This window comes from Nonomuraea sp. NPDC050451 (genome assembly GCF_044458585.1).
This window is the reverse complement of the sequence record NZ_JBITHZ010000005.1, coordinates 324,806-350,999: the sequence shown is the minus strand read 5'-3', so window position 1 is coordinate 350,999 and position 26,194 is coordinate 324,806. Positions and strand designations below refer to the sequence as shown.

The 26,194-nt window shown below is 68.7% G+C and carries 24 protein-coding genes and 2 pseudogenes; 13 read left to right on the top strand and 13 right to left on the bottom strand.

Features of this window, described 5'->3' with window-relative positions; translation table 11 throughout:
* The first annotated feature begins 246 nt into the window (after nucleotides 1-246).
* Complete coding sequence (locus ACIBI9_RS20125) at nucleotides 247-2,070, top strand: amidohydrolase (RefSeq protein WP_397223646.1); 1,824 nt, start codon at nucleotides 247-249, stop codon at nucleotides 2,068-2,070.
* A gap of 244 nt (nucleotides 2,071-2,314) precedes the next feature.
* On the opposite strand, the gene ACIBI9_RS20120 is transcribed toward ACIBI9_RS20125, so the two are convergent.
* On the bottom strand, nucleotides 2,315-2,869 hold the full coding sequence (locus ACIBI9_RS20120) for a TetR/AcrR family transcriptional regulator (protein ID WP_397223645.1): 555 nt from the start codon (nucleotides 2,867-2,869) through the stop codon (nucleotides 2,315-2,317).
* 36 nt (nucleotides 2,870-2,905) lie between these two features.
* Between ACIBI9_RS20120 and ACIBI9_RS20115 the strand changes: the two genes are divergently transcribed.
* Complete coding sequence (locus ACIBI9_RS20115; RefSeq protein ID WP_397223644.1) at nucleotides 2,906-3,442, top strand: aldo/keto reductase; 537 nt, start codon at nucleotides 2,906-2,908, stop codon at nucleotides 3,440-3,442.
* A gap of 123 nt (nucleotides 3,443-3,565) precedes the next feature.
* Here ACIBI9_RS20115 and ACIBI9_RS20110 read toward each other — a convergent pair whose 3' ends face one another.
* From ACIBI9_RS20110 to ACIBI9_RS20100, 3 genes are all read right to left on the bottom strand, one after another.
* On the bottom strand, nucleotides 3,566-4,099 hold the full coding sequence (locus ACIBI9_RS20110; RefSeq protein ID WP_397223643.1) for a DinB family protein: 534 nt from the start codon (nucleotides 4,097-4,099) through the stop codon (nucleotides 3,566-3,568).
* A 4-nt stretch (nucleotides 4,100-4,103) separates the two neighbouring features.
* Nucleotides 4,104-5,207 (bottom strand): flavin monoamine oxidase family protein, encoded by a 1,104-nt coding sequence (locus ACIBI9_RS20105; protein WP_397223642.1) that lies wholly within the window; start codon nucleotides 5,205-5,207, stop codon nucleotides 4,104-4,106.
* Nucleotides 5,208-5,309: 102 nt separating this feature from the next.
* Complete coding sequence (locus tag ACIBI9_RS20100; RefSeq protein WP_397223641.1) at nucleotides 5,310-6,332, bottom strand: alcohol dehydrogenase catalytic domain-containing protein; 1,023 nt, start codon at nucleotides 6,330-6,332, stop codon at nucleotides 5,310-5,312.
* Nucleotides 6,333-6,527: 195 nt separating this feature from the next.
* Between ACIBI9_RS20100 and ACIBI9_RS20095 the strand changes: the two genes are divergently transcribed.
* The 6 genes and pseudogenes from ACIBI9_RS20095 to ACIBI9_RS20070 form a co-directional block, all read left to right on the top strand.
* Nucleotides 6,528-7,436, top strand: a complete 909-nt coding sequence (locus tag ACIBI9_RS20095; protein WP_397223640.1) for a LysR family transcriptional regulator — start codon at nucleotides 6,528-6,530, stop codon at nucleotides 7,434-7,436.
* Nucleotides 7,437-7,550: 114 nt separating this feature from the next.
* Nucleotides 7,551-7,832, top strand: coding sequence for a hypothetical protein (locus ACIBI9_RS20090; RefSeq protein ID WP_397223639.1), 282 nt, complete (start codon nucleotides 7,551-7,553; stop codon nucleotides 7,830-7,832).
* Between the two features lie 297 nt (nucleotides 7,833-8,129).
* The gene (locus tag ACIBI9_RS20085; protein ID WP_397223638.1) at nucleotides 8,130-8,912 is read left to right on the top strand and encodes an SDR family NAD(P)-dependent oxidoreductase; all 783 of its coding nucleotides are present in this window, start codon (nucleotides 8,130-8,132) and stop codon (nucleotides 8,910-8,912) included.
* 198 nt (nucleotides 8,913-9,110) lie between these two features.
* On the top strand, nucleotides 9,111-9,815 hold the full coding sequence (locus tag ACIBI9_RS20080; RefSeq protein ID WP_397223637.1) for a GNAT family N-acetyltransferase: 705 nt from the start codon (nucleotides 9,111-9,113) through the stop codon (nucleotides 9,813-9,815).
* Nucleotides 9,816-10,387: 572 nt separating this feature from the next.
* Entirely contained in the window at nucleotides 10,388-11,614 is a 1,227-nt protein-coding gene (locus ACIBI9_RS20075) for a glycoside hydrolase family 30 beta sandwich domain-containing protein (RefSeq protein WP_397223636.1), read from the top strand.
* Between the two features lie 362 nt (nucleotides 11,615-11,976).
* Nucleotides 11,977-12,423, top strand: a pseudogene (locus tag ACIBI9_RS20070) (hypothetical protein); the annotation flags it as partial.
* A gap of 113 nt (nucleotides 12,424-12,536) precedes the next feature.
* Here the strand turns inward: ACIBI9_RS20070 and ACIBI9_RS20065 are convergent.
* A complete protein-coding gene (locus tag ACIBI9_RS20065; RefSeq protein WP_397223635.1) occupies nucleotides 12,537-13,055 on the bottom strand; it encodes a GNAT family N-acetyltransferase in 519 nt (172 codons plus the stop codon).
* Nucleotides 13,056-13,100: 45 nt separating this feature from the next.
* On the opposite strand from ACIBI9_RS20065, the gene ACIBI9_RS20060 reads away from it, so the two are divergent.
* The gene (locus tag ACIBI9_RS20060) at nucleotides 13,101-13,688 is read left to right on the top strand and encodes a helix-turn-helix domain-containing protein (protein ID WP_397223634.1); all 588 of its coding nucleotides are present in this window, start codon (nucleotides 13,101-13,103) and stop codon (nucleotides 13,686-13,688) included.
* Between the two features lie 68 nt (nucleotides 13,689-13,756).
* Here ACIBI9_RS20060 and ACIBI9_RS20055 read toward each other — a convergent pair whose 3' ends face one another.
* The 8 genes and pseudogenes from ACIBI9_RS20055 to ACIBI9_RS20020 all read right to left on the bottom strand — a co-directional run bounded on the left by ACIBI9_RS20055 (nucleotide 13,757) and on the right by ACIBI9_RS20020 (nucleotide 21,589).
* Nucleotides 13,757-15,910 (bottom strand): NACHT domain-containing protein, encoded by a 2,154-nt coding sequence (locus ACIBI9_RS20055; protein WP_397223633.1) that lies wholly within the window; start codon nucleotides 15,908-15,910, stop codon nucleotides 13,757-13,759.
* A gap of 1,000 nt (nucleotides 15,911-16,910) precedes the next feature.
* The gene (locus tag ACIBI9_RS20050; protein ID WP_397223632.1) at nucleotides 16,911-17,981 is read right to left on the bottom strand and encodes an enolase C-terminal domain-like protein; all 1,071 of its coding nucleotides are present in this window, start codon (nucleotides 17,979-17,981) and stop codon (nucleotides 16,911-16,913) included.
* A gap of 45 nt (nucleotides 17,982-18,026) precedes the next feature.
* Entirely contained in the window at nucleotides 18,027-18,416 is a 390-nt protein-coding gene (locus ACIBI9_RS20045; protein ID WP_397223793.1) for a carbohydrate ABC transporter permease, read from the bottom strand.
* Nucleotides 18,395-18,805 (bottom strand): hypothetical protein, encoded by a 411-nt coding sequence (locus ACIBI9_RS20040; RefSeq protein ID WP_397223799.1) that lies wholly within the window; start codon nucleotides 18,803-18,805, stop codon nucleotides 18,395-18,397. The genes ACIBI9_RS20045 and ACIBI9_RS20040 overlap by 22 nt, the downstream gene beginning before the upstream one ends.
* Nucleotides 18,802-19,674, bottom strand: a complete 873-nt coding sequence (locus tag ACIBI9_RS20035; protein WP_397223631.1) for a carbohydrate ABC transporter permease — start codon at nucleotides 19,672-19,674, stop codon at nucleotides 18,802-18,804. The genes ACIBI9_RS20040 and ACIBI9_RS20035 overlap by 4 nt, the downstream gene beginning before the upstream one ends.
* Nucleotides 19,674-20,177, bottom strand: a complete 504-nt coding sequence (locus ACIBI9_RS20030; protein WP_397223630.1) for an extracellular solute-binding protein — start codon at nucleotides 20,175-20,177, stop codon at nucleotides 19,674-19,676. The genes ACIBI9_RS20035 and ACIBI9_RS20030 overlap by 1 nt, the downstream gene beginning before the upstream one ends.
* A gap of 29 nt (nucleotides 20,178-20,206) precedes the next feature.
* Nucleotides 20,207-20,572, bottom strand: a pseudogene (locus tag ACIBI9_RS20025) (extracellular solute-binding protein); the annotation flags it as partial.
* A 231-nt stretch (nucleotides 20,573-20,803) separates the two neighbouring features.
* Nucleotides 20,804-21,589 (bottom strand): FadR/GntR family transcriptional regulator, encoded by a 786-nt coding sequence (locus tag ACIBI9_RS20020; RefSeq protein WP_397223629.1) that lies wholly within the window; start codon nucleotides 21,587-21,589, stop codon nucleotides 20,804-20,806.
* Between the two features lie 180 nt (nucleotides 21,590-21,769).
* Between ACIBI9_RS20020 and ACIBI9_RS20015 the strand changes: the two genes are divergently transcribed.
* From ACIBI9_RS20015 to ACIBI9_RS20000, 4 genes are all read left to right on the top strand, one after another.
* Complete coding sequence (locus tag ACIBI9_RS20015) at nucleotides 21,770-22,771, top strand: LacI family DNA-binding transcriptional regulator (RefSeq protein ID WP_397223628.1); 1,002 nt, start codon at nucleotides 21,770-21,772, stop codon at nucleotides 22,769-22,771.
* A gap of 304 nt (nucleotides 22,772-23,075) precedes the next feature.
* Nucleotides 23,076-24,377, top strand: a complete 1,302-nt coding sequence (locus ACIBI9_RS20010) for an ABC transporter substrate-binding protein (protein ID WP_397223627.1) — start codon at nucleotides 23,076-23,078, stop codon at nucleotides 24,375-24,377.
* Complete coding sequence (locus ACIBI9_RS20005) at nucleotides 24,374-25,309, top strand: carbohydrate ABC transporter permease (RefSeq protein WP_397223626.1); 936 nt, start codon at nucleotides 24,374-24,376, stop codon at nucleotides 25,307-25,309. Before ACIBI9_RS20010 ends, ACIBI9_RS20005 begins: the two co-directional genes overlap by 4 nt.
* A complete protein-coding gene (locus tag ACIBI9_RS20000; RefSeq protein WP_397223625.1) occupies nucleotides 25,306-26,133 on the top strand; it encodes a carbohydrate ABC transporter permease in 828 nt (275 codons plus the stop codon). Before ACIBI9_RS20005 ends, ACIBI9_RS20000 begins: the two co-directional genes overlap by 4 nt.
* Nucleotides 26,134-26,194: the final 61 nt, after the last annotated feature.

Sequence of the window (26,194 nt, the reverse complement as noted above, 5' to 3'; positions counted from 1 at the left end):
TCGGCGGCAATGGACGCGGGTGGCGGCGGCCGGAGCCGTCCGGACGAGCGCATCGGCCTGTGCGAGGCGCTGCGGACCGACACCACGTCGGCCGCCCGGCAGGGCTCGCCGCGCCGCGGGACGGCAGCAACGTCTGCGCCTGGACGGCCAGCCGATGGACGAACGCGGCCGGCTCGCGATGGACGCGCACGACAGCTCGACCCTGCCAGTGGCGCTGAGCCTCGAACTCCCCAAAGGGTGATGGACATGTACCACCGATTCGACCGCCGGCAGTTCCTGCACGGAGGAGCCGCCCTCGCCGCCGCGGGGCTGCTGCCCGCCCGGGCGGCGCATGCGGACGCCGCCCGAGGGGGCGCCGACCTGGTGATCCACAACGCGCGAGTCCTCGTCCTGGACAAGCGTTTCCGCATCGCCCAGGCGGTCTCCGTGAAGAACGGCGTCGTGCAGGCGCTCGGGCGGGACAGGGAGGTGCTCCGGCTCGCCGGCAGGCGTACCGAGGTGATCGACGCGGGCGGAGGGACGGTGCTGCCCGGCATCAACGACTCCCACCTGCACCTCGGCGGCTTCGGCCTGGACTTCCCGCCCTTCACCTACGAGGTCGACACCGCGACCGTCGAGGAGCTCGTCGAGGTGGTGCGCGGCGCCGCCCAGGCGGCCACCACCCCCGACTCGTGGATCCGGGGGCAAGGCTGGAACGACAACCGCCTGCCCCGTCCACCGCGCCGGGCCGACCTCGACCCGGTGTCCGGGAACCATCCGGTGGTCCTGACCGATTTCTCGGGGCACGCGATGGCGGTCAATTCGGTCGTCCTGAGACTGGCCGGGATCACGCGGGACACGGTGCCGCCCGTCGGCGGCGTCATCGAGAAGGACGCGGACGGCGAGCCCACGGGTGTGCTCCGTGAGACCGCACAGGGGCTGGTGAGCCGGCTGATCCCGCCGTTCACCGACGAGGAGATCTCGAGGGGCATCGACACCGCGATCGGCATCCTGCACAGCCTGGGCATCACCAGTGTCACCGAGCCCGGGATCGGGCTCGACAGGCTCGCGATGTACGAGAAGAAGGCCCGCGAAGGCGCCCTCGGCGTCCGTCTCACGGCCCTGCTCTCGGCCGGTGTGGAGCCGCGGCTGTTAGGCGAGACGCTCGCCGCCTACCGGCCGCTTCAGGACGTGGACCCGCGCCGGCTGCGGGTCGCGGGCGTCAAGATCTTCGCCGACGGCATCCCGACCGCGGCCAAGACCGCCTGGTTGCACGAGCCCTACCTCGACGGCAGCAACGGCAGCCTGGTCATCGCCGGCGCGACTGTGCGGGAGCAGGTGGCTAACCTGCACGAACTCATCGCCATCGCCCACGCCAAGGGGTTCCAGGTCGGTACGCACGCCACCGGGGACGCCACCATCGACGCGGTCGTCGCGGGATACGTGAAGGCGATGGGACGGCGTGGCGGGGATCCGCGCCACTACGTCATCCACGGTGACCTCACCCCTGAGGCGACGTTGCGGACGATGGCCCGGCGAGGCATCGGCGTGAACATGAACGCGACGATCAAGTATCTGCTGGGCCGCACGCTCGATCCCGTCCTCGGCGCCGCCCGAACCGATTACCAGTGGCCCTATCGCACCGCGCTCGACCTCGGCGTCAACGTGACCAGCGCCTCGGACGCGCCGGTGACGTTCCCGACCTGGCTGCAGGGCGTCCAGAGCGCGGTGCTGCGCGAGGGGCGCTTCGGCGGCGTGGCGGGCGAGGCGGAGCGCATCACGGTCCGCGAGGCGCTGGCGACGTACACGCGCACGGCCGCCTGGCAGGATCACGCGGACCGCTGGAAGGGCACGCTCGAGGTCGGCAAGGCGGCCGACATCTGCGTGGTCGGCGGCGACGTCCTGGGCGTCGACCCGCACGAGCTGATCGACCTGCCCATCGACGCGACCGTGCTCGGAGGGGAGGTGGTGTACCGGCGCGAGGCGTCCGCCGCCCCCGCCGCGTACACCGGAGCCGCCTCGAGATGGCACGCCCGCGGCACCGCCTGCCTGGAGGGCGGGAACTGCTGCTGCCGCGTGGCACACTCATAGGGGAACGCGGCTCAGCCGCCGAAGCGGGCCGGATCGGTCAGGTGAGGGCGTCCACTCGCTTGACGACCTCGCGGCGTGGTGGTGGGCCCCTCGCCGCCAACCGCGACCCCATCGGCGCTTCCGACGCGCTCGGCATCACGCGGGGCCGCGAGGTGCACCAACTGCCTGGGACGCCGCCGGCGCGGATGGAGATGCGCATCGGCCGCCGCCACTGCCTGCGGGCAATGATCACGAAACCCGAAGGCTACCCGGGCTTCCGTGCGCCGTTGAGGAAGATCGTCACGGCAGTCTCGGTGGCTTCCTCGGGCGTCATGACCTCGCCGACGGTCAGCCAGAGAGCACGTTCCACGATCGCGGAGAACATGGCGAGCACGGCGTCTTCGCGCAGGTCGTCGCGAAGCACCTTCTCGTGGATGCCGCGAGTGATGACCTCGCGGATAGGCCTGCCCGTGCGCTCGATGGCGGCAGCGTCGCAGAACTGGTCGGCCTGGCCGATCACGGCCGCGTACTTGACGCCGTTGCGCAGGAACACGGCGATGATCCTGGTGATCGCCCGGTCGGCCGGAAGCTCATCGAGGTTCGCGGCCGCGAAGGCCTCCACGAGTTCGGCCATCCCGACCTCGGCCACACCGCGCAGCAGCGACTCGCGTGTCGGGAAATGCCGGTACAGCGTCGCGCGTCCCACACCGGCCTCGTCCGCGATCTCCGCCATCGCCGCGTCCGACCGTCGGCCCAGCACCCGGGCGGCGGCGTCGAGGATCGCCGACCGAGTCCGCTGCATCCCAGCGTCCGACTTCACCACCCGACCATGTTAACGCCTCATGACAAGACAGTAATGTCTCGTAGTGGTGTACATTGCTCTCATGACGACTCGACGCCCATCGGCCTGGGCGGCTCGCAGTTCTCCGGCGGAGGCGCCGGCACGTTCTGGCCGGCACTGCCGCAGTCACAGGTCGACGCCATCATCAAGACGGCCCTGGACGGTGGTATCTCCTGGTTCGACACCGCAGAGGCGTACGGGGCAGGCCGGTCGGAACGCAGCCTCGCCGCGGGGCTGAGCCGTGCCGGGATGGCACCAGGGGACGTCACCGTCTCCACCAAGTGGACGCCGTTCGCCCGGACCGCGCGCACCATCGGCGACCGGATCACGAACCTGGCGCCCTTCCCCGTCGACCTGCACCAGATCCACGCCGGCTTCGGCAGTCTGTCCTCGATCCGGACCCAGGTGCGGGCCATGGCGCAACTGGCCGACGCGGGCAAGATCCGCTCGGTCGGCGTCAGCAACTTCTCGGCGCGGCAGATGAAGATCGCGCACGAGGAACTGGCGCGCGGTCACCTTCCGACGGCCGAAGGGGTTCACGCGTGGTTGTGATGTGGTCAGCCGAACGGGTGGACCGCGCGCTTCGCGGCGTCCTGTGCGACACCCGGGCCCGGCGAACGGGCGCGCACGTGTGTTCGCCGGTTGTCGGTGGGGCAGATCGCGAGAGCGGGTGGCTCAGGCGAGAGGGTTGAGGACGAGGTATCCGTCCAGGCGGGAGACCTGGCTGGTGTCCGGGTCAGGGGGCAGGGCGTGGCCGAGGTCGTCGGCGCGGACTTCGCCGATCCACTGGTCGTGCTGGTACTCGTGGTTGATCAGTGCGACCAGGAGGTGGGTGGCGACGACGGTGAGCTGGGCCGGGGCGGCGACGCGACCGGCGGCGATGTCGTTCATCCGGGCGTGTACGCGTTCGGCGACGGTGTCGCGGAACGCGGTGAGTCGTTTGACGGTGGGCAGCGCGCCGCGGAACTTCTCCGGCTGCGCCGAGTCCATGAGTGCGTCCAGTTCCGGGTCGGGGCTGGGCTCGGCCGCGGTGAGGTTACGGATCATGAAGTGGGCGACGTGGGCCTGGTGGCCGAGGTGCCAGCCGATGGCGCTGGAGTTCTCGCTGGGCCGCCAGGTCACCTCGTCCGGGGTGAGGTCCTTCCACAGTTCGTCGGTGTAGGCGCGGGCTCGGTCGTACTCGCGCAGCAGTGCTGCTACCTCGTGCATGGGATCACCTGTGTGTGAGGGGAGCGGGGCTTTGCCCGCGGCCGGGAGCGTTCGCGGCCAGGCGGGGGAGGGCCTTCAGGATTGCACGGGCCGCACGCTCGCCGCCGGCCAGCGCGCCTTCGACATGTCCGGCGTAGCCGACAGCGGTCTCCGTCGACGCCCAGTGAAGCCGCCCGTTCAGGGACGGCTGCTGATACCGGGCGTGTCCGAAGAGGCTGTAGTCGGTCAGCCGTTGCACGCCGGGCGGCGAGGTCCAGTGTTCGGTGCTCCAGTCCTGGACGTGCAGTGCCTCGGGACGAGCTGCTGCCGGACCGAACAGACCGGTGAGCTGGTCGATGACGGCCTGACGGAAGCCGGGCCCTGTGGCGGGGGCAGGGGCGAACCCGAAGAGCGCCGCGGGGGAGCCCTGGGGGCCGGACATGTCGTGGACTTCCTGCAAGGGGCCGGTGTGGCTGAAGGCGGCCCCGGCCAGGCCGTCCCTCCGCCAGAAGGCGTCGCCGTAGACGGCGACCACCTTGACGACAGCGCCCATCCACACCGGGGTTGCGCTCGCGAGCCGGAGGAGGTCGGCGGGCAGTTCCTCGCCGAAGTCGATGCGTGCCAGGGCCAGGGCGGGTGGTACGGCGAGAACGACATGGCCGGCCTGGTGGACGGTGTCGGAGGTGTGGACGGACAGCCCACGGCCGCTGGTGCGAATCGCCGTCACCGGGGTGTTCAGGCGCAGCGTGCCCGGCGGCAGGGTGGCGGCCATCCGGTCGGTCAGCGCGCCGGCACCGGCCGTATACCGATGTGCGGGGACATCGATGGGATTGCCCGGCAGCCGATGGACGCCGGTGACGTCCTGGAAGAGGGCGCTGCCTGCGGTGTGCTGCGCGAAGGTGTCCAGGCCGAGCCGGGTGACTAGGGCTCGCACCCGCTGCTCACCGTCCCAGAACCAGGTTGCCCCCAGATCCCCGCCGGCGGGCGTGCTGAGGAGGCGTCCTCCGGGGCGGCCGCGGGCCTCCAGGCACACGGCGTCGAACCCGGCGCCGGTGAGGGCGGTGGCCGCGGCCAGTCCTGCGGGCCCCGCGCCGATCACGACCACGGGCTGTCCGTCCGCATGCGGCATGCGCGGCTTCCTTTCTTGTCTCGTACCGGTCCGCCCGGCTCAGGTCAGCAGCCGGTACCCGCCTGCTTCTGACAGGCAGACGCCGAGGCAGGGCGTAGGGGGTCAGGCGGTTGGGGTCAGAACCATGCGAAAGCGGGCTTGCCCGGCCTGCTGGGTCTTCAGGGCCTCGCCTGCCTGCTCCAGCGGCGCGGTCTGCACGTGGGGCCGCACGCCACTGGCCAGGGCGAAACGCATCGCCTGCTCGGTGTCGGTCGGGTTGCCCGTCACGTGGCCGGTGACGCTGCGGGCGTGCATGACCAGTTTGCCCAGCGGCAGTTGCAGGGGCGTGCCGTCGAACCCGACGACGGTGAGACACCCGTGCGGCACCAGACCGTCGATGAGTCCTGCGAGCGGCTTTCCGCTGGCGGCCGTGGACAGGATCAGCCGGCATCCGCCCAGCTCCCGCAGTGCTTGCCCGGCTTCTTCGCCGGCGGAGTCGATGTAGTGATGCGCGCCCAGTTCCGTGGCCGCCTGCCGCTTGTCCCCGCCTCGTGCGATGGCCACCGTCTCGAAGCCCATGGCCGCGGCGAACTGCACCGCAAGGTGACCCAGGCCGCCGATTCCCAGCACGGCGACCCGGTCACCCGGCTCGGCCCCGCTGTGCCGCAGAGCGTTGAAGGTGGTCACTCCCGCGCATCCGAAGGGCGCGGCCTCCGCCATGGAGAGCCCCTCCGGGATTCGGACGAGGGCGTTGACCGGGACGGTGATGGTGGACGCCCAGCCGCCGGAGTAGGACAGGCCGGGGATCTGGCGCCGCGGGCAGTGGACCACATCGCCGGACCGGCATGCCGCGCACCAGCCGCAGCTGCCACCGAACCAGCCCACCCCCGCCCGCTCGCCGATCTCCCAGCCGCGCACGCCCTGGCCCAGCTCGGCGACCACGCCGGCCACCTCGTGGCCCGGCGTGATGGGAAATCCGCTGGCCGGGGAGGGGTTTGCGGCCATGCCGGCATCGGCTCCGCAGATCCCCGACGCCACGACGTCCAGACGCACCTCGCCGGGTCCAGGCTCGCGTGCCGTCACCGGCGCCACGAGCACGGGCCCGCCGGGCTCCATAACCTGCGCTGCCCGGTGGGCTCTGGACACGGCGATCACTCCCGAGAAACAGTTCAATTCCAAGATCGGTATCCCCGGCCTGTCGGAAATCGCCAGAGGAATACCCGGCATGTCCGCGAATTTCGGCGGAGCAGGTCCCTTACCGTAACGCGGCGCACAGGCGGGCGGTAGAGGACGCCGTTGAATAGGGCCATATCGTAAACTAATAGCTGAGAGGAGCTCAGGATGAACGTCGAGGGGCTGCGCTATGCGCAGGCCGTGTCCCAGACGAAGTCCTTCAGCGCCGCGGCGCGGGACTACGGCGTCACTCAGCCCGCACTGTCGAACGGGGTGGCGCGACTGGAGGAGGAACTCGGCGTCAAGCTCTTCGAGCGCTCGCCGCGCGGTGTGAAGCCCACGGCCCACGGCGCCCGCATCCTGCCCATGATCGACCACGCTCTCGCGACGCTGGACTCGATCGTGGCCGAGGCGCGACGACTGGTCCGCCCGGCCACCGGCGGCATTCGCGTGGGCGTCTCGCCCCTGATCGGGGGCGACCTGGTGGCCTGCGCCTTTGACGCCGCACGTGGCCTGACCCGGCCACGTGACCTGGTGCTGCGGGAAGCCGATCTGGGCCTGCTGCGGGGAGCGCTGAAGGCGGGCGAGCTGGATGTCCTGCTGGTGCCCGCGGTGGAGGCCATGCGGGCCTACCGCCACCGGATCATCCTCAGCGAACCCGTGGTAGTCGTCGACCCGGCCGCGGCCGGCGGTGCCGAGGGCCCGCTGGAATTGGACGCCGCCGCCGAAGCCGACTACATCCTCGTCCCCGACACCTGCGGGCTGACCACGTTCACCACCGAGCTCTTCCAGAGCAACGACCTGGCGCTGCGCACCTATCCCGGCGAAGCGGCCAGCTACCGCGTGCTGGACGAGTGGGCCGGCATGGGGGTGGGCGCCGCCCTCCTGCCCCGCTCCAAGATCACCCGCCGGCACGCCAGTTGCCGCCCCCTGGTGCGGGCCGGCACCCCCGTCGAGATCTCCTACGAGGCGGTCTGGGCCCGCCAGAATCCTCTGGCCGCCGACCTGGAGGAGTTCGTGGAATCCCTCGCCGAAGCCGCCGTGTCGTTGGGACGGGACAGCGGGCACGGCGAGTGATTAGCTTCGCTTATGGCTGCATCACAGAAGATCCTCTACCACACGGCTGCTGGAAAACCTACGGTGGACGCATGAGGCCCGCTTTTTCCGCGGGCGAAAGAAAGGATCTATGTGATGGCTTACTTGGAAATCACTCTCACCGTTCAGGAATCTCAGCGTGCTGCGGCGGCCGGAATTTACGAGCAGTACAAGCAGCCGTTCCTCGACACGATCCCGGGTGCCGTCTCGAAGGAGTTGCTCGTGCGTGACGAGGACGTCCAGGTCCTGCACGGTTTCGTCACCGCCGACCAGGCCCGGGCCTACCTCGACAGCGACCTGTTCACCGAGGATGTCGTCGGCGGCCTGGCCCCGCTGCTGTCCGCCGACCCCGAGGTCAGGATCTACGAGACCGCCTGACCCTGGCCTGCCACAGCTCAGCCTGGAGCTTGCCGGGCCCTGCCCGTCGCCCACATGTGCCGTCGTCTTGAGCGGGGCCGCCCCGCATACGGCCGGGGCGCGCCGGCCTGCGGGTCCGTAGCAGCCAGGCCACCCTTCGGCCTTGACGGTGGCCGGCCTGGAATGGCCCTGGGGCGGCACATTCCCCGCCCTGCCCAAGGCATCCGTCTGGACCTCCGTCCGAAGCCGCAGCCGTCCTCACCCACGCCACCCGCATCCGTGACTGTCTTGCGGATACCGCCTCACCAGGAGCACAGCATGTCGCGCCGCACCCTCGACCTCACCGGCAAGAAGGCCGTCATCATCGGCGGCACCAGTGGTATGGGCCTGGCCATCGCCCGTCACGTTCTGGACGCCGGCGGCAGCGTCGTCGTCACCGGCCGGACCCACCCCAATGCCGCGAGAGCCGCCGCCGCTCTGGCCGGCTCCGGCGACGTCACCGCGCTGGCCGCCGACCTCGCCGACGTCGATGCCGTGGAACGGCTGCGCGCCGACCTGACCAAGGAGCACGCCGACGCCGCCCTCCTCGTCAACGCGGCCGGCGTATTCGCCCCGAAGCCCTTCGTGGACCACACGTACGAGGACTACGACCGCTACCAGGCCCTCAACCGGGCCTTCTTCTTCCTCACCCAGACCGTCGCCGGCAACATGATCGCCCGTGGCATCAAGGGCTCCATCGTCAACATCGGGTCCATGTGGGCCCACCAGGCCATCGCCGCGACGCCGTCGTCGGCGTACTCCATGGCCAAGGCCGCACTGCACTCGCTCACCCAGCACCTGGCCATGGAACTCGCCCCGCACGGCATCCGCGTCAACGCGGTCGCCCCCGCCGTCGTGCGCACGCCCATCTACGAGGAGTTCATCCCCAAGGCGGACGTCGACTCCGCACTCGACGGGTTCAACACCTTCCACCCCCTCGGCCGTACGGGAACGCCGGACGACGTCGCCGCCACGGTGGCATTCCTGCTCTCGAACCAGACCGACTGGGTCACCGGCGCCGTCTGGGACGTCGACGGCGGCGTCATGGCCGGACGCAACTGACCAACCCTCACCAACTGGGCGTCGACCACGATGATCGCCGCAGCACCGTCCGAGGGCTGACCAGCCTGTACCGACCATTACTCTGATCACTCACAGCCACTTCGGGGATCAGCGTGGAGGGCCTCGAAGCCGCGCCGGCGTCGAGTGGGATCGTCCCGGTCGACCGACCTCCATGCACAAGACGGGAGATGCAGCACGATGGTGAACCGTGATGCCGTCGCACTCGACGACCCGGTGGGTGAGTCGCTTCGCGGTCTTCACGCACATCTCGCCCGCCGGCTCGGCCGCACTGCCACCTATCTGCCGGGAGTCGCGACCTTCGCCGCCGTATCTGCCGACCCGGATTCGGCCGAGTGGGCCGACCTCGCTCGGCTCCTCGGTCGAGGCGAACTCGCCGACATGTTCAGCTGCCCGACGACCCCGCCGTCGGACTGGGAACCGGTCTTCGTCCTCGAAGGCCGCCAGATGATCTGGACGGGCAACGGCCGACCCGACCGCCCTCAGGCCGAGACCGACACTGGCGTGGTCGAACTGGGTGCGGACAGCGTGCCCGAGATGCTCGACCTCGTCGCGCGGGCCCAACCGGGCCCGTTCTGGCCGCGCACCCACGAACTCGGCACTTATCTCGGCATCCGTGACAACGGCACGTTGGTGGCGATGGCGGGCGAACGGCTCCGCCCTCCGGGATGGACCGAGATCAGCGCCGTCTGCACCGCCCCCGAGGCACGCGGGCGAGGCCACGCCGCCCGCCTGGTCAGCGCTCTCGTCGCGCGCATCGCGTCTCGGAACGAACGTCCCTTTCTGCACGTGGCCGAGGCGAACATCGGCGCGATCGCACTTTACGAGCGGCTCGGTTTCGAGGTCCGGAAGCACGTGACATTTCGCGGGTTCCGAACTCCGTGACAGCCTCAGGCACTCGCCTCCAGGCACTTTTCTGTCGGCTGCCGTCAAGTTGGCCCGTACGAGTGAAAGTTTCACAGAATTGCCCGTCGGCGACAGGGAAAATTGCGACGCGCAGCGAGTTAACTTGCTGCCTCCGGAGTACCCGTGCTGGTGCGCTCTGTACGAGGTGAGTGCCATGGCTGCAACATGCTGAGCAGCTCGGCTCAAGGGTAATCGCTCCACGAAGAGGGCGGAGCTCATAGTCCAAAGGCTACGACTGCTTCGCGGGCGTGACCGAGATCGGCTTTGACGGCCCGCAGTAGGGGCGTTACGTTCCTGCAGGAGATGTTAGCGCGAACAATTAGCGCTCCGCTGGACCGTCGTTCGGCACCTGCCCGAGGGCGTGCACTCCAACACCAGCTCCGGCTCACCCGGCAAGCCCTTCTGAACTGGTCCCCCTTCCTGGCCGGCGCGCTGGACGTGCGGAGCGGACTCAGCACCAACAGCCAAGAGGAGGAGACATGACGCAAGGTCGGAATGAGCCCGTCAGCAGCGACCGGAGATCGCTGAGCCGGAGAACCGTTCTGGCGACGATGGGCGCCCTGCCGGTCCTCACGGCCACGACGCCGGCCATGGGGGCCTCGCGGGCTGCTGCCGCAGCGGTCATTGATCCGTCGGCGCAGCGGCAGACGATACGAGGCTTCGGCGGCATGACCCACACGGCCTGGATCGGCGACCTGACAGCTGCCCAGCGGGACACGGCGTTCGGCACCGGCGAGGGTCGACTGGGGTTCTCCGTGCTGAGGATCCCCGTCCCCGAGAACCAGGCGGACTGGAGCCGTGATCTGGCGACGGCGAGGCGCGCGACCGAGCTCGGGGCGACCGTCATCGCGTCGCCGTGGAATCCTCCCGCCCGCATGGTCGAGACCTTCGTCCGTGGCAGTCAGACCAACGCCAGACGCCTCAGGTACGACATGTACGGCGCCTATGCCCAGCACCTGAACGACTTCAACACCTACCTGCGGAACAACGGGGTGAATCTGTACGGCATATCGGTGCAGAACGAGCCCGATTACGCGCATGACTGGACGTGGTGGACTCCCACCGAAATGGTGCGGTTCCTGCGGGAGAACGCCGGCTCGATCGGCACCAGGGTCATCGCGCCCGAGTCCTTCCAGTACCTGAAGAACATGTCGGACCCGATCCTCAACGACCCCGCGGCGCTCGCCAACGTGGACATCATCGGGGCTCACCTCTACGGCACATCGTTCGCGAACTTCCCCTATCCCCTCTTCAAGCAAAAGGGCGCGGGCAAAGAGCTCTGGATGACCGAGGTCTACTACCCCAACAGCTCCGATTCGGCGGACCTGTGGCCCCAGGCGCTCGATGTGGGGGAGCACATCCACCGCGCCATGGTGGACGCGGAGTTCCAGGCGTACATCTGGTGGTATATCCGGCGCAGCTACGGCCCCATGCGTGAGGACGGCCGGATCAGCAAGCGCGGCGCGAACATGGCACACTTCGCCAGGTTCGTCCGCCCGGGATATGTGCGGATCGAGGCGACGGCGAACCCGGCGTCGAACGTCTACGTATCGGCGTATCGGGGTGGTAACTCCACGGTTGTCATTGTCGCCATCAACAAGGGGACCGCTGCGGTGAGCCAGCAGTTCACCCTGAGGAACGGCACCGCGTCCAGTGTCTCGTCCTGGCTGACCGACGCGAGCCGGAACGTTGCACCCCAGGGCACGACCAGCGTGTCGAACGGTTCCTTCACCGTCACGCTTCCCGCTCGAAGCGTGATGACCTTCGTGACTGGCTGACCCGGGCTCCCGGCAGGATCGACACCGCGGTCAATCGCAACAGCGGCAAGGCGCTCGACGTGTGCAACCAGGCGACGAACGACGGCGCGTATCGGTCGTGGACGTCTGCAACTTCTCCACCGCCAACGGCGGCTCCATCGTCCAGCGGACCGACCACAACAGCACCGACCAGCAATAGCAACTCCTGCGGATCGGCTGACAGTCGCTGCCTGCCCGCCGCACGTGACAGCGCCGAGGAGGACCACCTGCCTGCCCCCCGGCGCTGCCACTGGCAACGGCAGCAGCGCCACCGCAGCGGACCCACAACGCCCCCGATCAGCAGTTGGCGATAGGCCACCACCAACGCGACCAACCACCGACTCCGGCTGCCTGCCAGCCACGAGGTCGTCGTGAACGGCATTGCGGCGACGCACACCCGCACCGGGGCGCGCCTTCACACCGAACTGGACAGTGGCGCTTATCCGGTCGGGACCTCGGTCAGCCGCGAGTACGCGCGCTCGCTGCCGACCGCCACACCATCGCTCCCGCCAATCTCGACGGTCGTCAGAGGTCGGATTCGGGTGGGGCCGTACCAGCTGATGAGCGCAGCGAAGGCCGGCGGATACAGCAAGGCCGACTGGCCAGGCCGGCATCCATGCGGCGATGAACCACGGCAGACTGGGGAACGGCGGCCATGGCCGGCAGCGCGCCAGTTCCGAGCATCGATCCGGTGGCCATCACCCGCCGCTGACCGTGGCGATCCAGAATCCGGCCGACCGGCGTGCGAGCTGGCGCCCATGGCCATTGCCATCGGTCAACCGGTGTCATGAAGCAGCCAGGTCAGCACGACCGTACAGGGATCCCTGACTGGTGAGCCCGATGACGCGCAGAGCCGCAAGGGCGCACGTAGGCGACGCTCACCCCGATGGAGGCGCGTGCGGGCTCAGTGGTCTGGGGTCAGGGCCCGCTGCATGAGCGCAGTATCGATCCAGCGGTCGTGCTTGTACCCGACGCCGCTCAGCCGGCCGGCGGGCTCGAAGCCGAAACGCTTGTGCAAAGCGGCAGAGGCGACGCTTCCGGTGTCCGCGATGACCGCGATCATCTGACGCATGCCCGCCCGCGCGCACTGGGTCAGCAACGCGTCGAGCAGCGCGCTGCCCAGACCTCGGCCTGTGTGATTCGGGGCGAGATAGATCGAGTCCTCCACGGTGTGTCGATAAGCCGGTTTGGGGCGCCATGGACCGGCATAGGCGTACCCGCCCACGTCGCCGTTGAGGTCGGCGACCAGGAAGGGCAGGCCCCGGCCGGCCAGGTCGTCGAGTCGTCGCTGCCACTCGGCGACCGTCGGTGGCGTCTGTTCGAAGGTGATCACGGTGTGGGTGACGTAGTACGTGAAGATCTCGGCTACGGCCTCCAGATCTGCGGGAACGGCGGGGCGGATGACTGCTTCGGGGACTGCCACGCAAGCTCATTTCTCTATAGCGAAATTCGTTGTTATTATAGCGGAATGGTGGATCTGGCGGTATTGGGTGGACGTATCCAGGCGCTGCGGCACGATCGGGGCCTGACCCTTCAGCAACTGGCCGAAGCAGCCGACGTGAGCCTGAGCATGCTGTCCTCGGTGGAGCGTGGACAGAAGGCGCCCACGATCGTGGTTCTCGCCCGCATAGCGGACGGCCTCGGCGTGCCGCTCGCGGATGTCGTCGCCCAGTCAGACAGTGGTCGGGTCATCGTTCGCCGTGCCGCCAACCAGGACATCGCCGACGAGCCGGGAGGGTGGCGACGGACGATCCTCACGCCGGTCGTTCCCGGCGTGAACTTCGAATGGATCCTTACGACCCTGCCGCCGGAGTGTGACGCGGGCCGATTCCCGGCCTACGCCCCGGGCTCCCACGAGTACGTCGTCGTCGTTTCCGGCACCCTGCGGCTGACCATCGCCGACGCATCTGTCGACCTGAACGAGGGAGACTCGGCCTACTTCGCCGCTGACGTCACCCACGCCTACGCCAACGTGGGCTCAGGGCCGTGCACGTACTACGTGGCCGCACTGATCATGCGCTCCCGCACAGCCCAACCACGCACCAGCCCTGGTTGATCTCGGAGAGGGTGTCGGAAGTCACCCTCTCCGGGGGGTCGCAGAGACCGGCACGGCATCCTCAACCTTCAGGAGGAGTGACCAGTCGCCTTGGTAGCGGCGAGATGAGCTTGTAGTTCGGCATGACGGAACTGGTAGAAGGGTCCCACGGTCCGCAGGACGCCCAGGTGGTGCAGATCGTGCAGGAAGCGCATCAAGCGGAACGGCAGCCGGCCCGATGGCCCAAGGTGTACCAGGGCGATGGTGGCCATCAGCCACATGTGCTGGCGTTTGTTCACCAGGCCGAATGCTATGCCGAAGACGATGCCCATCCCCGCGTCCACGGCCGCGGACGGGTGAGGCGGGACGACGGACGCCTCGTTCATGAAATCGACTGCGAAGCCGACGATCGCCCCCAGGAGCAGTGCGTTCATCAATTGCAAACCCACGAGGGTTCGGTTGACCCGCCAGGTGGATTGCGGGGTGACGGCGGCGGTGAACGGCGGGAGCCGATTCTCGTCTGGTTGGGTGGGATTGTCCCCTTGCCGCGAGACCCGCAGGCTCACCCAGCCGACGCCGAGCGCTGAGATCAGGGTGGCCAGGCCCATCTTCCAGCCGTGCGCCCACATGTTGTACCCCACCGCCGGCAGGCCGAGGCCGGCCGGCAGGATGAGGAAGATCGTCGGCACGTCGGACAACAGACCGCGGGTGAAGTCCCGCAGCCGTTGCCGTACGCGCAGCGGAGCGAAGTCGGGAGTGCGGGCGGCCTGCACCGCCGACAGGCCGAAGCAGATGCCGAAGGCCGAGCCGAAGACCGGCCCGTAGGTCAGTATGGCGGTCAACCCGGCGGGGAGTGCGAACACCAGACCGCTCAACCAGCCGATCCAGGTACGGGCGAGTGCGCGCCGCGTTCGGGAGGCGGGCAGCGCCTGGTCGGTCAGCCGCCACCAGGCCAGGTCATGCCCGCCGGATTCGGCCTGCAGGCGTGCCAGCCGGCTCGTCCATTCGGTGATGCCGGCCGGGTCCCATGCTGGGGGCTGAATCGTGGTGCGTGCGTTCAGCAGCGCACCGAGGACATTGTCGAGCAGGTGAGCGCGCAGGGCTTGAGCGTCGTCGGCGTACTCGGTAGTCAACGGAGCCGGGTCGGCGTCCGGCTGGTCGATGTAGACGGCCCGGACCAGCCATAGGCCCAGGGCGGTGGAGGTGACATCGGCCAGGGCCGGCGCGGCCCCCTCCCTGAGGGCGTGCAAGACCTTGGTCCACGCCGAGGACGCAGAAAGCGCGGGCAGACAGGCGCTCAGGTAGTTCGCCACGATGTCGGGGTGCAACGCCTTGGGCGCGATGACGGCGGCGGCCTTGAGCGGGCGCCGTGCGGCGGTGACCGCGTTGCCGTACTCGGTGGTACGCGACGTGATGATCACCTGATCGCGCTCCATGAGCGTGTCGGACAATTTCTCGATCACCTTGGCGTGGGCGGGCTCGGGCAGTTCGTCGAGGCCGTCGAGAACGGCCAAAATTGAGCCACGGGCCGCCAGGATGTCGGCGCCGTCCTGCTGGTTGCCCGGCGTGCGCAAGGCGGCGTAGTCGGTGCGCACGCGCTGGGCCACCCAGTCCTGGAACCGGGGATAAGCCTCGATGTCCCAGTCGGCGACGGGCAGGAGCACCGGGACCGGGTCGTCGTCGGCACGCGTGCGGATCAGCTCCAGCATCAATTGGATGGCCAGGGTGGTCTTGCCTGTGCCCCGACCTCCGGTGATGACCAGGCGGCGTCGGCGCAGCGCGCGGAAGGCGACGGCGAGCGCGGCGATGTCGTCCGATCGGCCCGACATCGCCGGCTCACGGTCGGCGATCAGGTGCGGGTGATCCATGAGCTTGGTTCGGCGGGTCATGTGCCAGGAGACCGGGATGGGCGGATCGCCCAGGGAACGCGTCACCACCTCATCGCTCCACCGGTCGTGGACCAGCCGGGCGAGCTCCCGCATGGTCTCGGTGACGGTCCCGGCGGCGGGGGCGAGCACGCGCCCGGCCCGTTCGACGATCAGCCCGGCCACCACCGCCGCCACGATGGTGCCGGCGAGCCAAGGGCCGCTCCACACGCCGTCGTTGAGCACCTGGTTGGCGGCCACCGACACCACGACCGGCGCGAGCACCATGGACAGCCATAGGAGCCGGGCCCGCCACTTCCGCTCGCCCACCGTGGCGGCCATCGTCGTGATCATGACCTGCGGCCGGCGGCCTTCCATCGCGTGAACCCTTCCACTGCGTAAAAAGGGGACGAAAGTCTGCAGGAGCCATCTGGAACGCGACTTCGCTCCGTCCACGGGGATCCTTGCAACGTCCCAGGAGTCGCCGGCCCCAGAAGGGTGAACTGGCAGGCGGCGGAGGATGCCGGCGCGCCGGCGAGCTGGGTTCGATCATCAGCAGGGGCGATGAGCCTCCTGGTGGCCGAAGCCATGAACCTTCTCCTTTCCGCTGTCGATCGGGCATTGCGCTGATGAAGGTAGGGCGCGATGGGTTGAGAATCTGTTGAGGATCTGTGAGGACGGGCTTCCGGACGCGGCCCCACCAGCGCCCACCGCGGGGGTGCCCGCGCCCTGCCGTTCGCCGTCAGCGTGCCGCCTGCCTCGGCCGGCACTTCCCGCGCCCGTGATCGGAGACGTCAAGGCAGCCCGGCCGTTCACGGTCGGCAGGTGCAGGCCCACGCCGGAGAGAGGGAGACGGGCCCGGCCACACGCTTTCTGCGCTCGACAGCGAACTGACGGGCGAAGATCTGCATGGGCCGCGCCTCCGTGCGGCTCGGGTACTCGATCCAGCGCGCCGCCCCCCAGCCAGTGTGCTGGAGCAGACCCATCTCCCAGGAGGAGGGCTTGCTCCACTCCGACGGCTTCTTGCCGGCGTCCCAGACGCGGACGCGCCGCTGACCTTCTGGCGTGAACTCAACGCCTGGCCGGCATCGCGGACGCCGGACTGGGCGGCGGAATCCCGGATCAGCCGGCCGCGCCGGAGACTGTCCTCACTCGTCGCGGCCTGGACCTGGAAGGCCGTCTGCACGTCGCCCGGGCAGGCCGCCCGCGAGAGAGGCCGGTGGCAAGGGTGAGCCGCAGCCTCCGGGTCTCCTACATCCGCCAACCCAGTGACGGAGCGGGGTTGCCCGGCCATCCGGGGCGGTGGAGCGCCTCTGGCCTGCCAAAGGCGCTTAAAACGTTTGTGGGATCTTCATAGGCGCCGCCGGAGCCGCCCGTCTCACAAGTCGTGGATCGTGCCGTCCTGCAGCCGGTTGATCGGCAGGTACGCCGGGTCGTAGGGGTGCGCGGACGCCAGCTCCTCATCGAGATCGACGCCGAGGCCGGGAGCCTCTCCTGGGTGCAGGTACCCGTCGGTGAAGGTGTAGGCGTGGGGAAACACCTCATTGGTCAGCTCGGTGTGTCCGGCGTACTCCTGGATGCCGAAGTTGTGGATCGCGAGATCGAGGTGGATGGCGGCGGCCATGCCGACGGGGGAGATGTCCTCGGGCCCGTGGATGGCGCTCTTGATCTGGTGCTGCGCGGCGAAGTCGAACAGCTTCTCCAGCGGGGACACGCCGCCGAAGTGGGTGACGGCGGAGCGCACGTAGTCGATCAGCTGCTCACCCACCAGCGTCTGGTAGTCGAAGACGGTGTTGAAGACCTCGCCGATCGCCAGCGGTGTGGTCGTGTGCCGACGGACGAGGCGGAGCCCGTCCTGGTTCTCGGCGGGCGTGCAGTCCTCCAGCCAGAACAGGTCGTACGGTTCCAGGTCCTTGCCGAGCCGGGCCGCCTGGATCGGGGTGAGACGGTGGTGGGCGTCGTGGCGGACGCCGTACACGCGCTCGAGTCCCGGGACGCCCGTCTGCACGCGGACCGCCGGGTACCCCTCGGCCAGCCGGGCGCGGATCGAGTCGAAGAGCTCGGGGATGTCCCGCCCGCTCGCGTGTCCGTAGGTCCGGACCCGCTCGCGGCTCGCGCCGCCCAGCAGCTGATACAGCGGCAGCCCCGCGACCTTCGCCTTGATGTCCCAGAGGGCGACGTCGACGGCGGCGATCGCCGCCATGGTCACCGGTCCGCGGCGCCAGTACGCCCCCCGGTAGAGGGACTGCCAGGTGTCCTCGATGCGGTGGGGGTCCGTCCCCAGCAGCAGCGGGACGACATGATCCCGCAGGTAGCCGACCACGGCGAGCTCGCGACCGTTGAGGGTCGCGTCACCCAGACCGGTGACGCCTTCGTCGGTCTCCACCTTCAACGTGACGAAGTTGCGGCCCGGGCTGGTCAGGACCACTCCGGCGTCGACGATCTTCATGAACAACCTTTCGGGGATGGGTTCAGCCCTTGGTGGCGCCGGCGGTCAGCCCTTCTGGCCGAGGACGGCGACGATGACGACCGGCACCGTCATGAGCGTGGCGGCGGCCATGAGGCCGCCCCAGTCGGTGCTGGCGTAGGAGATGAAGTTGAACAGCGTCACCGGCGCGGTCTGGGTGGTCTCGTCGGAGAAGATCAGGGCGAACATGAAGTTGTTCCAGCTCGCCACGAACGCCAGCACCGACGCGGTCGTGGTGCCGGGCGCGGCCAGGGGGAGCGCGATGCGCCAGAAGGCGCCGAAGACGCTCAGCCCGTCGGTGCGGGCGGCCTCCTCGAGCTCGATCGGCAGCCCTTCGAAGAACCCGATCATGATCCACAGGATCAGCGGCACGGAGACGAACATGTGGCTGAGGATCAGCACGGTGTAGCTGCCCACCAGCCCGGCCTGGGCGAACAGGTAGTACCAGGGGACGAGCAGGAGATCGCCGGGACGATGCGGGCCACGAGGACGAGGGATCCCGTGCGGTGCATCCTGAACCGTCCCACCGCCCACGCGGCGGGTACGGCGATGATCGCCGAAAGCACGGTGGACACGACTCCGACGATCAGGGAGTTGCGCAGCGACTGGAGGACTTCGCCGTCGGCGAGGACGTTGCGGAAGTTGTCCAGGGTGGGGGAGAAGATCAGGCCCACGCTCGGGTCGGTGACCTGCACGTTCGTCTTGAACGCGGCGGCGAACATCCAGACGATCGGCAGGACGAAGCCGAGGCACACGATCGTGATGGCGGCGCCGCGCAGCCAGGACAGTACGCGGTTGGATCTCATGCGGACCCCCTTCCGGGGCGGCGCCGGAGCAGGGCCACGACGCCGATGATGGCGAGGGTGAACAGGACCAGGACAGCGGAGGCAAGGCCGTATTCCTGGTAGTCGAAGGTCAGGCCGTAGGCGTAGACGTTGAGGGTCTCGACCTCGAAGGACGATCCACCGCCCGGTCCCTTGGTGGCGTACAGGATGTCGAAGGTCTTGAGCGCGTCGATGGAGCGCAGGACGACGGCGGTCGCCAGCGTCGGAACGAGCATCGGCAGGACGACGTACCGGAAGCGCTGCCACATGCCGGCCCCGTCCACGTGGGCGGCCTCCTCGGGCTCCTCCGGCAGGGTGGACAGCCCGGCGAGCAGGAGCAGCGTCATCATGGGCGTCCACTGCCACACGTCGATGAGCATGAGGAGCGGCAGCGACTGGGTCACCGAGCCGAGGAACTCCTGCGGCGGGATCCCGACGGAGGTGAGCAGGTGGTTGGCGATGCCGTTGGTGGGGTCGAGGATGAGCAGCCAGAGGATCCCGACCGCCACGGGGGTGGTCAGCAGGGGGATGACGAGCACGGTGCGGACCCAGCGGATGCCGCGGAACGGCTTGCGCATGAGCATGGCCAGGGCGAGGCCCAGCACGGTCTCGATCAGTACGGCGCCGACCGTGAACAGGGCGGTGCGCTGGACGGCCGGCCAGAACCGGCGCGAGTCGGTGAGGCTGAGGTTGAGCGTGAAGGCCAGCGGAAAGACGATCATCAGCCCGACGAACGCGAGCGCCGGGGCGAGCATCGTCCACTTCAGGCGCTTGTTCGCCTGCTCGAACGAGCGTGGCTTGCCGCGATCGGCGGGGCGGCTGATCGCCGGGGCGGTCCGGGTGGCGGACATCAGGCCTCCCTGTGGCGGTTGTCGCGGACGAGGAAGTCGGCGAACTCGGCGTCGGCCTCGCGCGAGACCGGCGCCACCGGCTGCCCGAGGATGCCGGCCACGAGCGGCCGGCCGATGATGTCCCGGGCGCGGCCGACCTGCAGGACGTCGGGGCGGTCGAGCCCCACCCCGATCTGCGCCTGCGCCTGCATGCTCTTGGCGAGGTCGGGTGGGAACGAGGCAAGGGTGGCCGGGTCCGACCACGCCGACTGCCGGGCTCCCGGTATCCCGCCCGCCTGCAGCCGCCTGACCATCTCCGGGCTGGTCGCCCAGCGGAGGAACTGCCAGGCCTCGTCACGGAGCCGCGAGAATGCGCTGATGCCCAGGCTCCAGGACGGGATGTTGAAGGGGCGTGCACCCGCGGGGGCTGCTGGGAACGGCGCGAAGCCGACGGTGTCCTGGACGGTCGAGATCTTCGGGTCGAGGAAGTTGGTCCGCCGAAGGAGTAGAGGAAGCTCGACCACATGGTCACGGCGCCGCTGCGCTGTCCGCGGCCGACGTACCCGAAGAAGTTGCGCTGCCGGTCGGCGAGCCGCAGGGCCGTCTCCATGAGTTCGTCGAGCGTCGCAGGCGCCTTGACCAGGTCCTTGCGGTAGTACAGGACCGGGCGCTCGGTGACCACCGGCACGCTCAGCACCTTGCGGGCGGTGACGGAGCGCTCGCGCGGCGCCTGCAGGAAGTCGGCCCAGTTGTAGGCCGCATCGCCCACCAGGCCGGTGAGGTCGGCCAGCCAGCCGTTGTGCGCGAAGAGCAACTGCTCCTGCAGCGCCCGGACCATCATGACGTCGATGTCGGTGGCCGAGGCGTTGAGCTTGACGTTGTAGCTGTTGGCGAGCTGGTCCGAGGTGAGCAGCGACATCGACACGCGGCGGCCGATCCGCTCCTCGAACTCCGCCAGATGCTTCCTGATCGCCTGCGACCAGACGTGGTTGATCGCCATGATGCGTAGCGGCGTGTCGGGGGAGGGCTTACCGCCGCCGGCTGAGCAGCCTCCGAGTGCTGCCCCTCCCATGGTGACTGCCATCCCGGCCGCGATCTTGCCGAAGGTACGGCGAGTGGGGTCCAGCCTCGGAGGCCGTGCAGGAGGTGGTCAGCCGCGGCCCTTGGTCTGGCTCAGCAGTGTCTCGATGTGCTGCCTGGCCATCACGTCCACGCTGACGTCGAGGTCCTGCCCGTAGGTGCGAAGGCCCAGGGTGAGGTGCTCGAGCATGTAGCGGCGGGCCCGGTCGACGTCGCGGGCCACGATCGCCTCGAAGATCTCGGGGTGATGCGGAACGCCCGGCTCGGCGATGGCCGGGTCGGAGTGCGATCGGAGCATCATCTCGAACATCATGCCGCTGAGCGACGACAGCATGATCCGCAGCACCGGGTTGCCGCACGCCTGCGCGATCGCGTCATGGAAGTCGAGGTCGGCGTGGGCCTGGTCGACGACATCGGTCGCCTTGAGCAACGCGTCGTTGGCCCGCCCGATCGCCGCGAGCTGCGCCTCGGTGGCACGCTCGGTGGCCAACCCGACGATCTCGACCTCCAGGGGGATGCGGGCCTCGATCAGCTGCCGGACCGTGGGCCTCTCCGCCCGGTAGAGCGCGTCGTAGTGGCGGGCCTGCACAGGGGAGCGCTCGCTGACGAACGATCCTCGTCCTGGGGCGACCTCGATCAGCTCTTGCGCCTCCAGCCGGCGCAGCACCTCGCGGACGACGTTACGGCTCGCGCCGAACTGGGCAGCGAGTTCGCGCTCGGAGGGTAGTTTGGCCCCCACCTGAATCTTCCCGGAGCGAATGTCGCGCTCCAACTGCCGGGCGATGCGTTCGGTCAGCAGCCCGCGGTAGGACTGCGACAGTTCCTGGCCCATCGGTGCTGGCGAGTCGGTGGGCATGCACCGAGGATACAGGAGGTCCGTGACGACAGATCTCGGTCCGACCCGCATCGGGCAGGCCAGGGTGGGCCCGGCCGACACCCCCCTGGAGCAATGCTCTGAGCTCGTACAATCGGACCACGTCTCGGGAAATGGAGTTCCATGGCCGCGCCTGGTCGACGACGGGTGACGATCGCCGATGTGGCGACTCACGCCCAGGTCTCCGTCACAGCGGTGTCCAAGGTGATACGCAACGCCTATGGTGTCAGCCCGGCCATGAAAGACCGGGTCAAGACGGCCATCGAAGAGCTCGGCTATCGGCCGCAGGCGGTGGCGCGCGGCATGCGCGGGCGCACCTTCACCATCGGACTGGTCCTGCCGCACATCAGGAACCCCTTCTTCGCCGACATCCTCGACGGCCTCACCGAATATCTGGAGAACACCGACTACCAGGCGTTCATGATCCAGGGTGGCGCCACCCGCAAAGTCGAGATTCGGGCGGTCGACGCCCTCGTGGACCGCCAGGTGGACGGCATCATCATGGTCGCCCCGCTCGCCTCGAAAGCACGCCTGGAGGAAGTGGCCAAGGAGAAGCCGACCGTGGTGCTCGCCCGGCACGAGCGCTCGTCGTACTACGACTCGGTGTTCGACGACGACGAAGCGGGCGCCGAGCTTGTCGTGAAGCACCTCATCGAGCTGGGGCACCGCCGCATCGCGCACATCACGCACCAGGACGACAGCCAGGCGCGGCCGGCCGACCTGCTGCACAACATCCGGTCGGCGACCTACGAACGCGTCATGCGCGAGCACGGGTACGCCGACGAGATCGCCATCGCCACCAGCTTCTATCACGAGAAAGGCGGCTACGAGGGGGCTCGCGAGCTGCTGAGCCGTTCGACCCAGCCGACGGCGATCTTCGCCGGAGCCGACCAGGCGGCGCTCGGCGCGCTCGCCGCGCTCCACGAGGCCGGCCTGTCCGTCCCGGCGGACGTCTCGGTAGCCGGCTATGACAACATCCACCTGGCCGCTCTGCCCAACATCGCGCTGACGAGCGTCGACCAGGACGGCGCCGAGATGGGCCGCGCCGCGGGCAAGCTCCTGCTGGAACGCATCGAAGGCCGCATGACACCGGTGCGCTTCTCGGTTACGCCGAGCCTGGTCGTCCGCGGCTCCACGGCCGCGCCGGGAGGGTCCGGCAGCTGAGCTTGGTGTCGGCCGATCGAGCACCGCTTTGCGGGAGCTCGCCCTCATCGACCACCGCCACCATGTCACCCGGCTTCCCGCGGGCGCTCGCAGCCGTGCGATAGCAGGTGCACGGAACACCGATTCCTTCACGCTGCGCTCCGGCATGAGAACCGTTACCGAATAAGCGCCAGTTTCAACGATCTAAGCTGCGGAAAAGCCGGGTACCGTTACCCAAAAGGTGTCTTGACACTCCATCACGTAACGCCTACGTTAACCGCATCGGGGAGTCGCTTAAAACGATTCAATAACCCTGGAGGGTTGTGTGAAGACCTCCCACCGCACGCTCACGACGGCTGCGGCCGTCCTGGCGCTGGCGGCTCTGACCTCCTGCGGTTCCGGCTCGGAGCCCGCCGCCGACGGCACCGTCACCCTGACCTTCATGACGGGCAGCGACCAGTCGACCGTGGACGCGTCGAAGGCGCTGGCCGATGCCTTCATGCAGGCCAACCCCAAGATCAAGATCAAGATCGAGAACCAGCCGGGCGGCAGCGAGGGCGACAACATCGTCAAGACGCGCCTGTCGACCGGCGAGATGACGGACGTGTTCTGGTACAACTCCGGGTCGCTGCTCCAGGCGCTCAACCCGGCCCAGACCCTGGTCGATCTCACCGGGGACCCGGTACTGGCGAACGTCCAGCCGGACTATCTGCGGGTGGTGACCCAAGGCGACCACGTGTACGGCGTGCCGGCCACCGCCGCGTCCGGCGGCGGCATCCTCTACAACCGCAAGGTCTATGACAAGCTCGGCCTGAAGGTGCCCACGACCTGGGCGGAGTTCATGGCCAACAACGACAAGATCAAGGCGGCCGGGATCGCGCCGGTGATCTCGACGTTCAAGGACACCTGGACCTCGCAGCTGTTCGTCCTTGCCGACTTCTACAACGTTCAGGCCGCCGTGCCGGCCTTCGCCCAGGACTACACGGCCAACAAGGCCAAGTTCGCCACCACCCCGGCCGCGCTCGCGAGCTTCCAGCACCTGGCCGAGGTGCACGCCAAGGGCTACCTCAACAAGGGCTTCGGCTCGGCCACCCTGGATCAGGGCCTGAAGATGCTGGCCGAAGGCAAAGGCGCGCACTATCCGATGCTCACCGCGATCCTGCCGCCGGTGCTGGCGACGAGCCCGCAGGCCGCGACGGACATCGGCTTCTTCGGCATCCCCGGCACCGACGCCGCCAAGAACGGCGCCACCGTGTGGGAGCCACCGGCCATCTACATCCCGAAGAACACCAAGCACCTGGAGGAGGCCAAGAAGTTCGCGGCCTTCGTCGCTTCGCCCGCCGCCGCCGAGGCCATCAGCAAGGTGGTGCAACCGACGGGACCGTACCGGGTGAAGGGCGCCAAGCTGCCTGACGACGCCATCCAGGTCGCCAAGGATGTGCAGGCCTACATCGACAAGGGCTCCACCTCGCCGGCACTGGAGTTCCTGTCTCCCGTGAAGGGCCCGTCGCTGGAGCAGATCACCGTCGCCGTCGGCTCCGGGCTGACCGCACCGGCGGAGGGCGCCGTCCAGTACGACAAGGATGTGGAGAAGCAGGCCCAGCAGTTGGGGCTGACCGGGTGGTGACCAAGCAGCACGCCGGGCCCCGCACGGGGCCCGGCGTCGCACCCGGGCCGGGTCACGCCCGAGCGTCCCAGCCCCGACGAAACGCGGCCTACCCGTACGCGCTGTACCTGCCGGCCGCCGTCGTCTACCTGGTGATCTTCCTGGTGCCGACGGTGATGGCCTTCTACTTCGCGCTGACCCGCTGGACCCTGTTCGACAGCACCTTCGTCGGCCTGGACAACTTCCGCGACTTCCTGTCCGAGCAGAACCTGCGCATCGGCTTCACCAACACCCTCTTCTACGCCATCGTCACCAGCGGCCTCAAGGTCGTCCTCGGCCTGCTCCTCGGCGTGCTGCTCACCAGCAAGCTGCGGCTGCGCGGCTTCCTGCGCTCGGTGGTGTTCTTCCCCGTCCTGGTCTCCACGGTCGCCGTCGGCATCACCTTCAGCGCCCTGCTCAGACCGGACACCGGCCTGGTCAACAAGGCCCTGGCCGTGATCGGCATCGACGGCCCCGACTGGCTCGGCGACGCCAACACCGCGCTGCTGTCGGTCGCCCTGGTGGATGTGTGGAAGGGCGTCGGCATCGCCACCGTCATCTACATCGCCGGCATCCTGTCCATCCCCCGCGACTACTACCAGGCCGTGGCCGTCGACGGCGGAGGGGCCTGGCACCGCTTCCGCCACGTCACCCTGCCGCTGTCCTGGCCCGCCACGTACTCCGTCATCATCCTGTCGTTCATCGGCGGCCTGCGCTCCTTCGACCTCATCTGGACGATGACCCGCGGCGGACCCGGCTTCACCAGCGACACCATCGCCTCGATCATCTACAAGCAGTACCAGGCCGGCTTCTTCGGCCTGTCCACCGCCGGCAACGTGCTGCTGTTCGTCGTCGTCACCGCCATCGTCGTCCCGCTCAACTACTTCCTCGGCAAAAGGCAGGTGGCCGCATGACCGCACTGAGGAGGCTCAGCGCCGAGGCCGTCGCGCTGGTGCTGGCCGGGGTGATCTTCCTCATCCCGTTCGCGCTCATGCTGCTGACCGCGGTCAAGGACGAGACGCAGGCCACCGACCTGGACTTCGCCTGGCCGGCCAACTGGCCGATCGTGCAGAACTTCGTGGACGTGATCGAGGCGCGCGACTACGTGCTGCTGCGCGCGTACGTGAACTCCATAACCCTCACCGTCGCCTCAGTCGCACTGATCGTGATGTTCGCCGCGATGGCCGCGTTCGTGTTGCAACGCCGGGCGGGGAAGGTCGGCAAGGTGGCCGACTTCCTGGTGCTGACCGGACTGATCATCCCACCGGCGATCGTGCCCACGATCTGGCTGCTGCAGGCATTGGGACTGTTCAAGACCCTGCCGGGGCTGATCCTGGTGGAGGTGGCGTTCGGGCTGTCGTACGCGGTGCTGCTGTTCCGGGCGTTCATCGCGGCCATCCCGCGCGAGCTGGACGAGGCCGCCATGATCGACGGCTGCAGCGGCCTCACGCTCTTCTTCCGGGTGATCTTCCCGCTGCTGCGGCCGGTCACCATCACCGTGGTCCTGACCAGCTCGGTGGCCGTCTTCAACGACTTCGTCAACCCGCTGTACTTCACCCCCGGCGACGACAACGCCACCGTGCAGGTCACCCTCTACAACTTCCAGAGCCAGTACAACACCCAGTGGAACCTGCTCTTCATGGACATCGTGCTCATCACGATCCCACCGTTGCTCCTCTTCATCTTCTTCAACCGCAAGATCGTCGCCGGCATGACCGCCGGCGCCATCAAGGGATGACATGACTCTCCAGCGAGGCGACGAGATCGAACTCAGGCGGTGGTGGTGCCCTGGACGATCT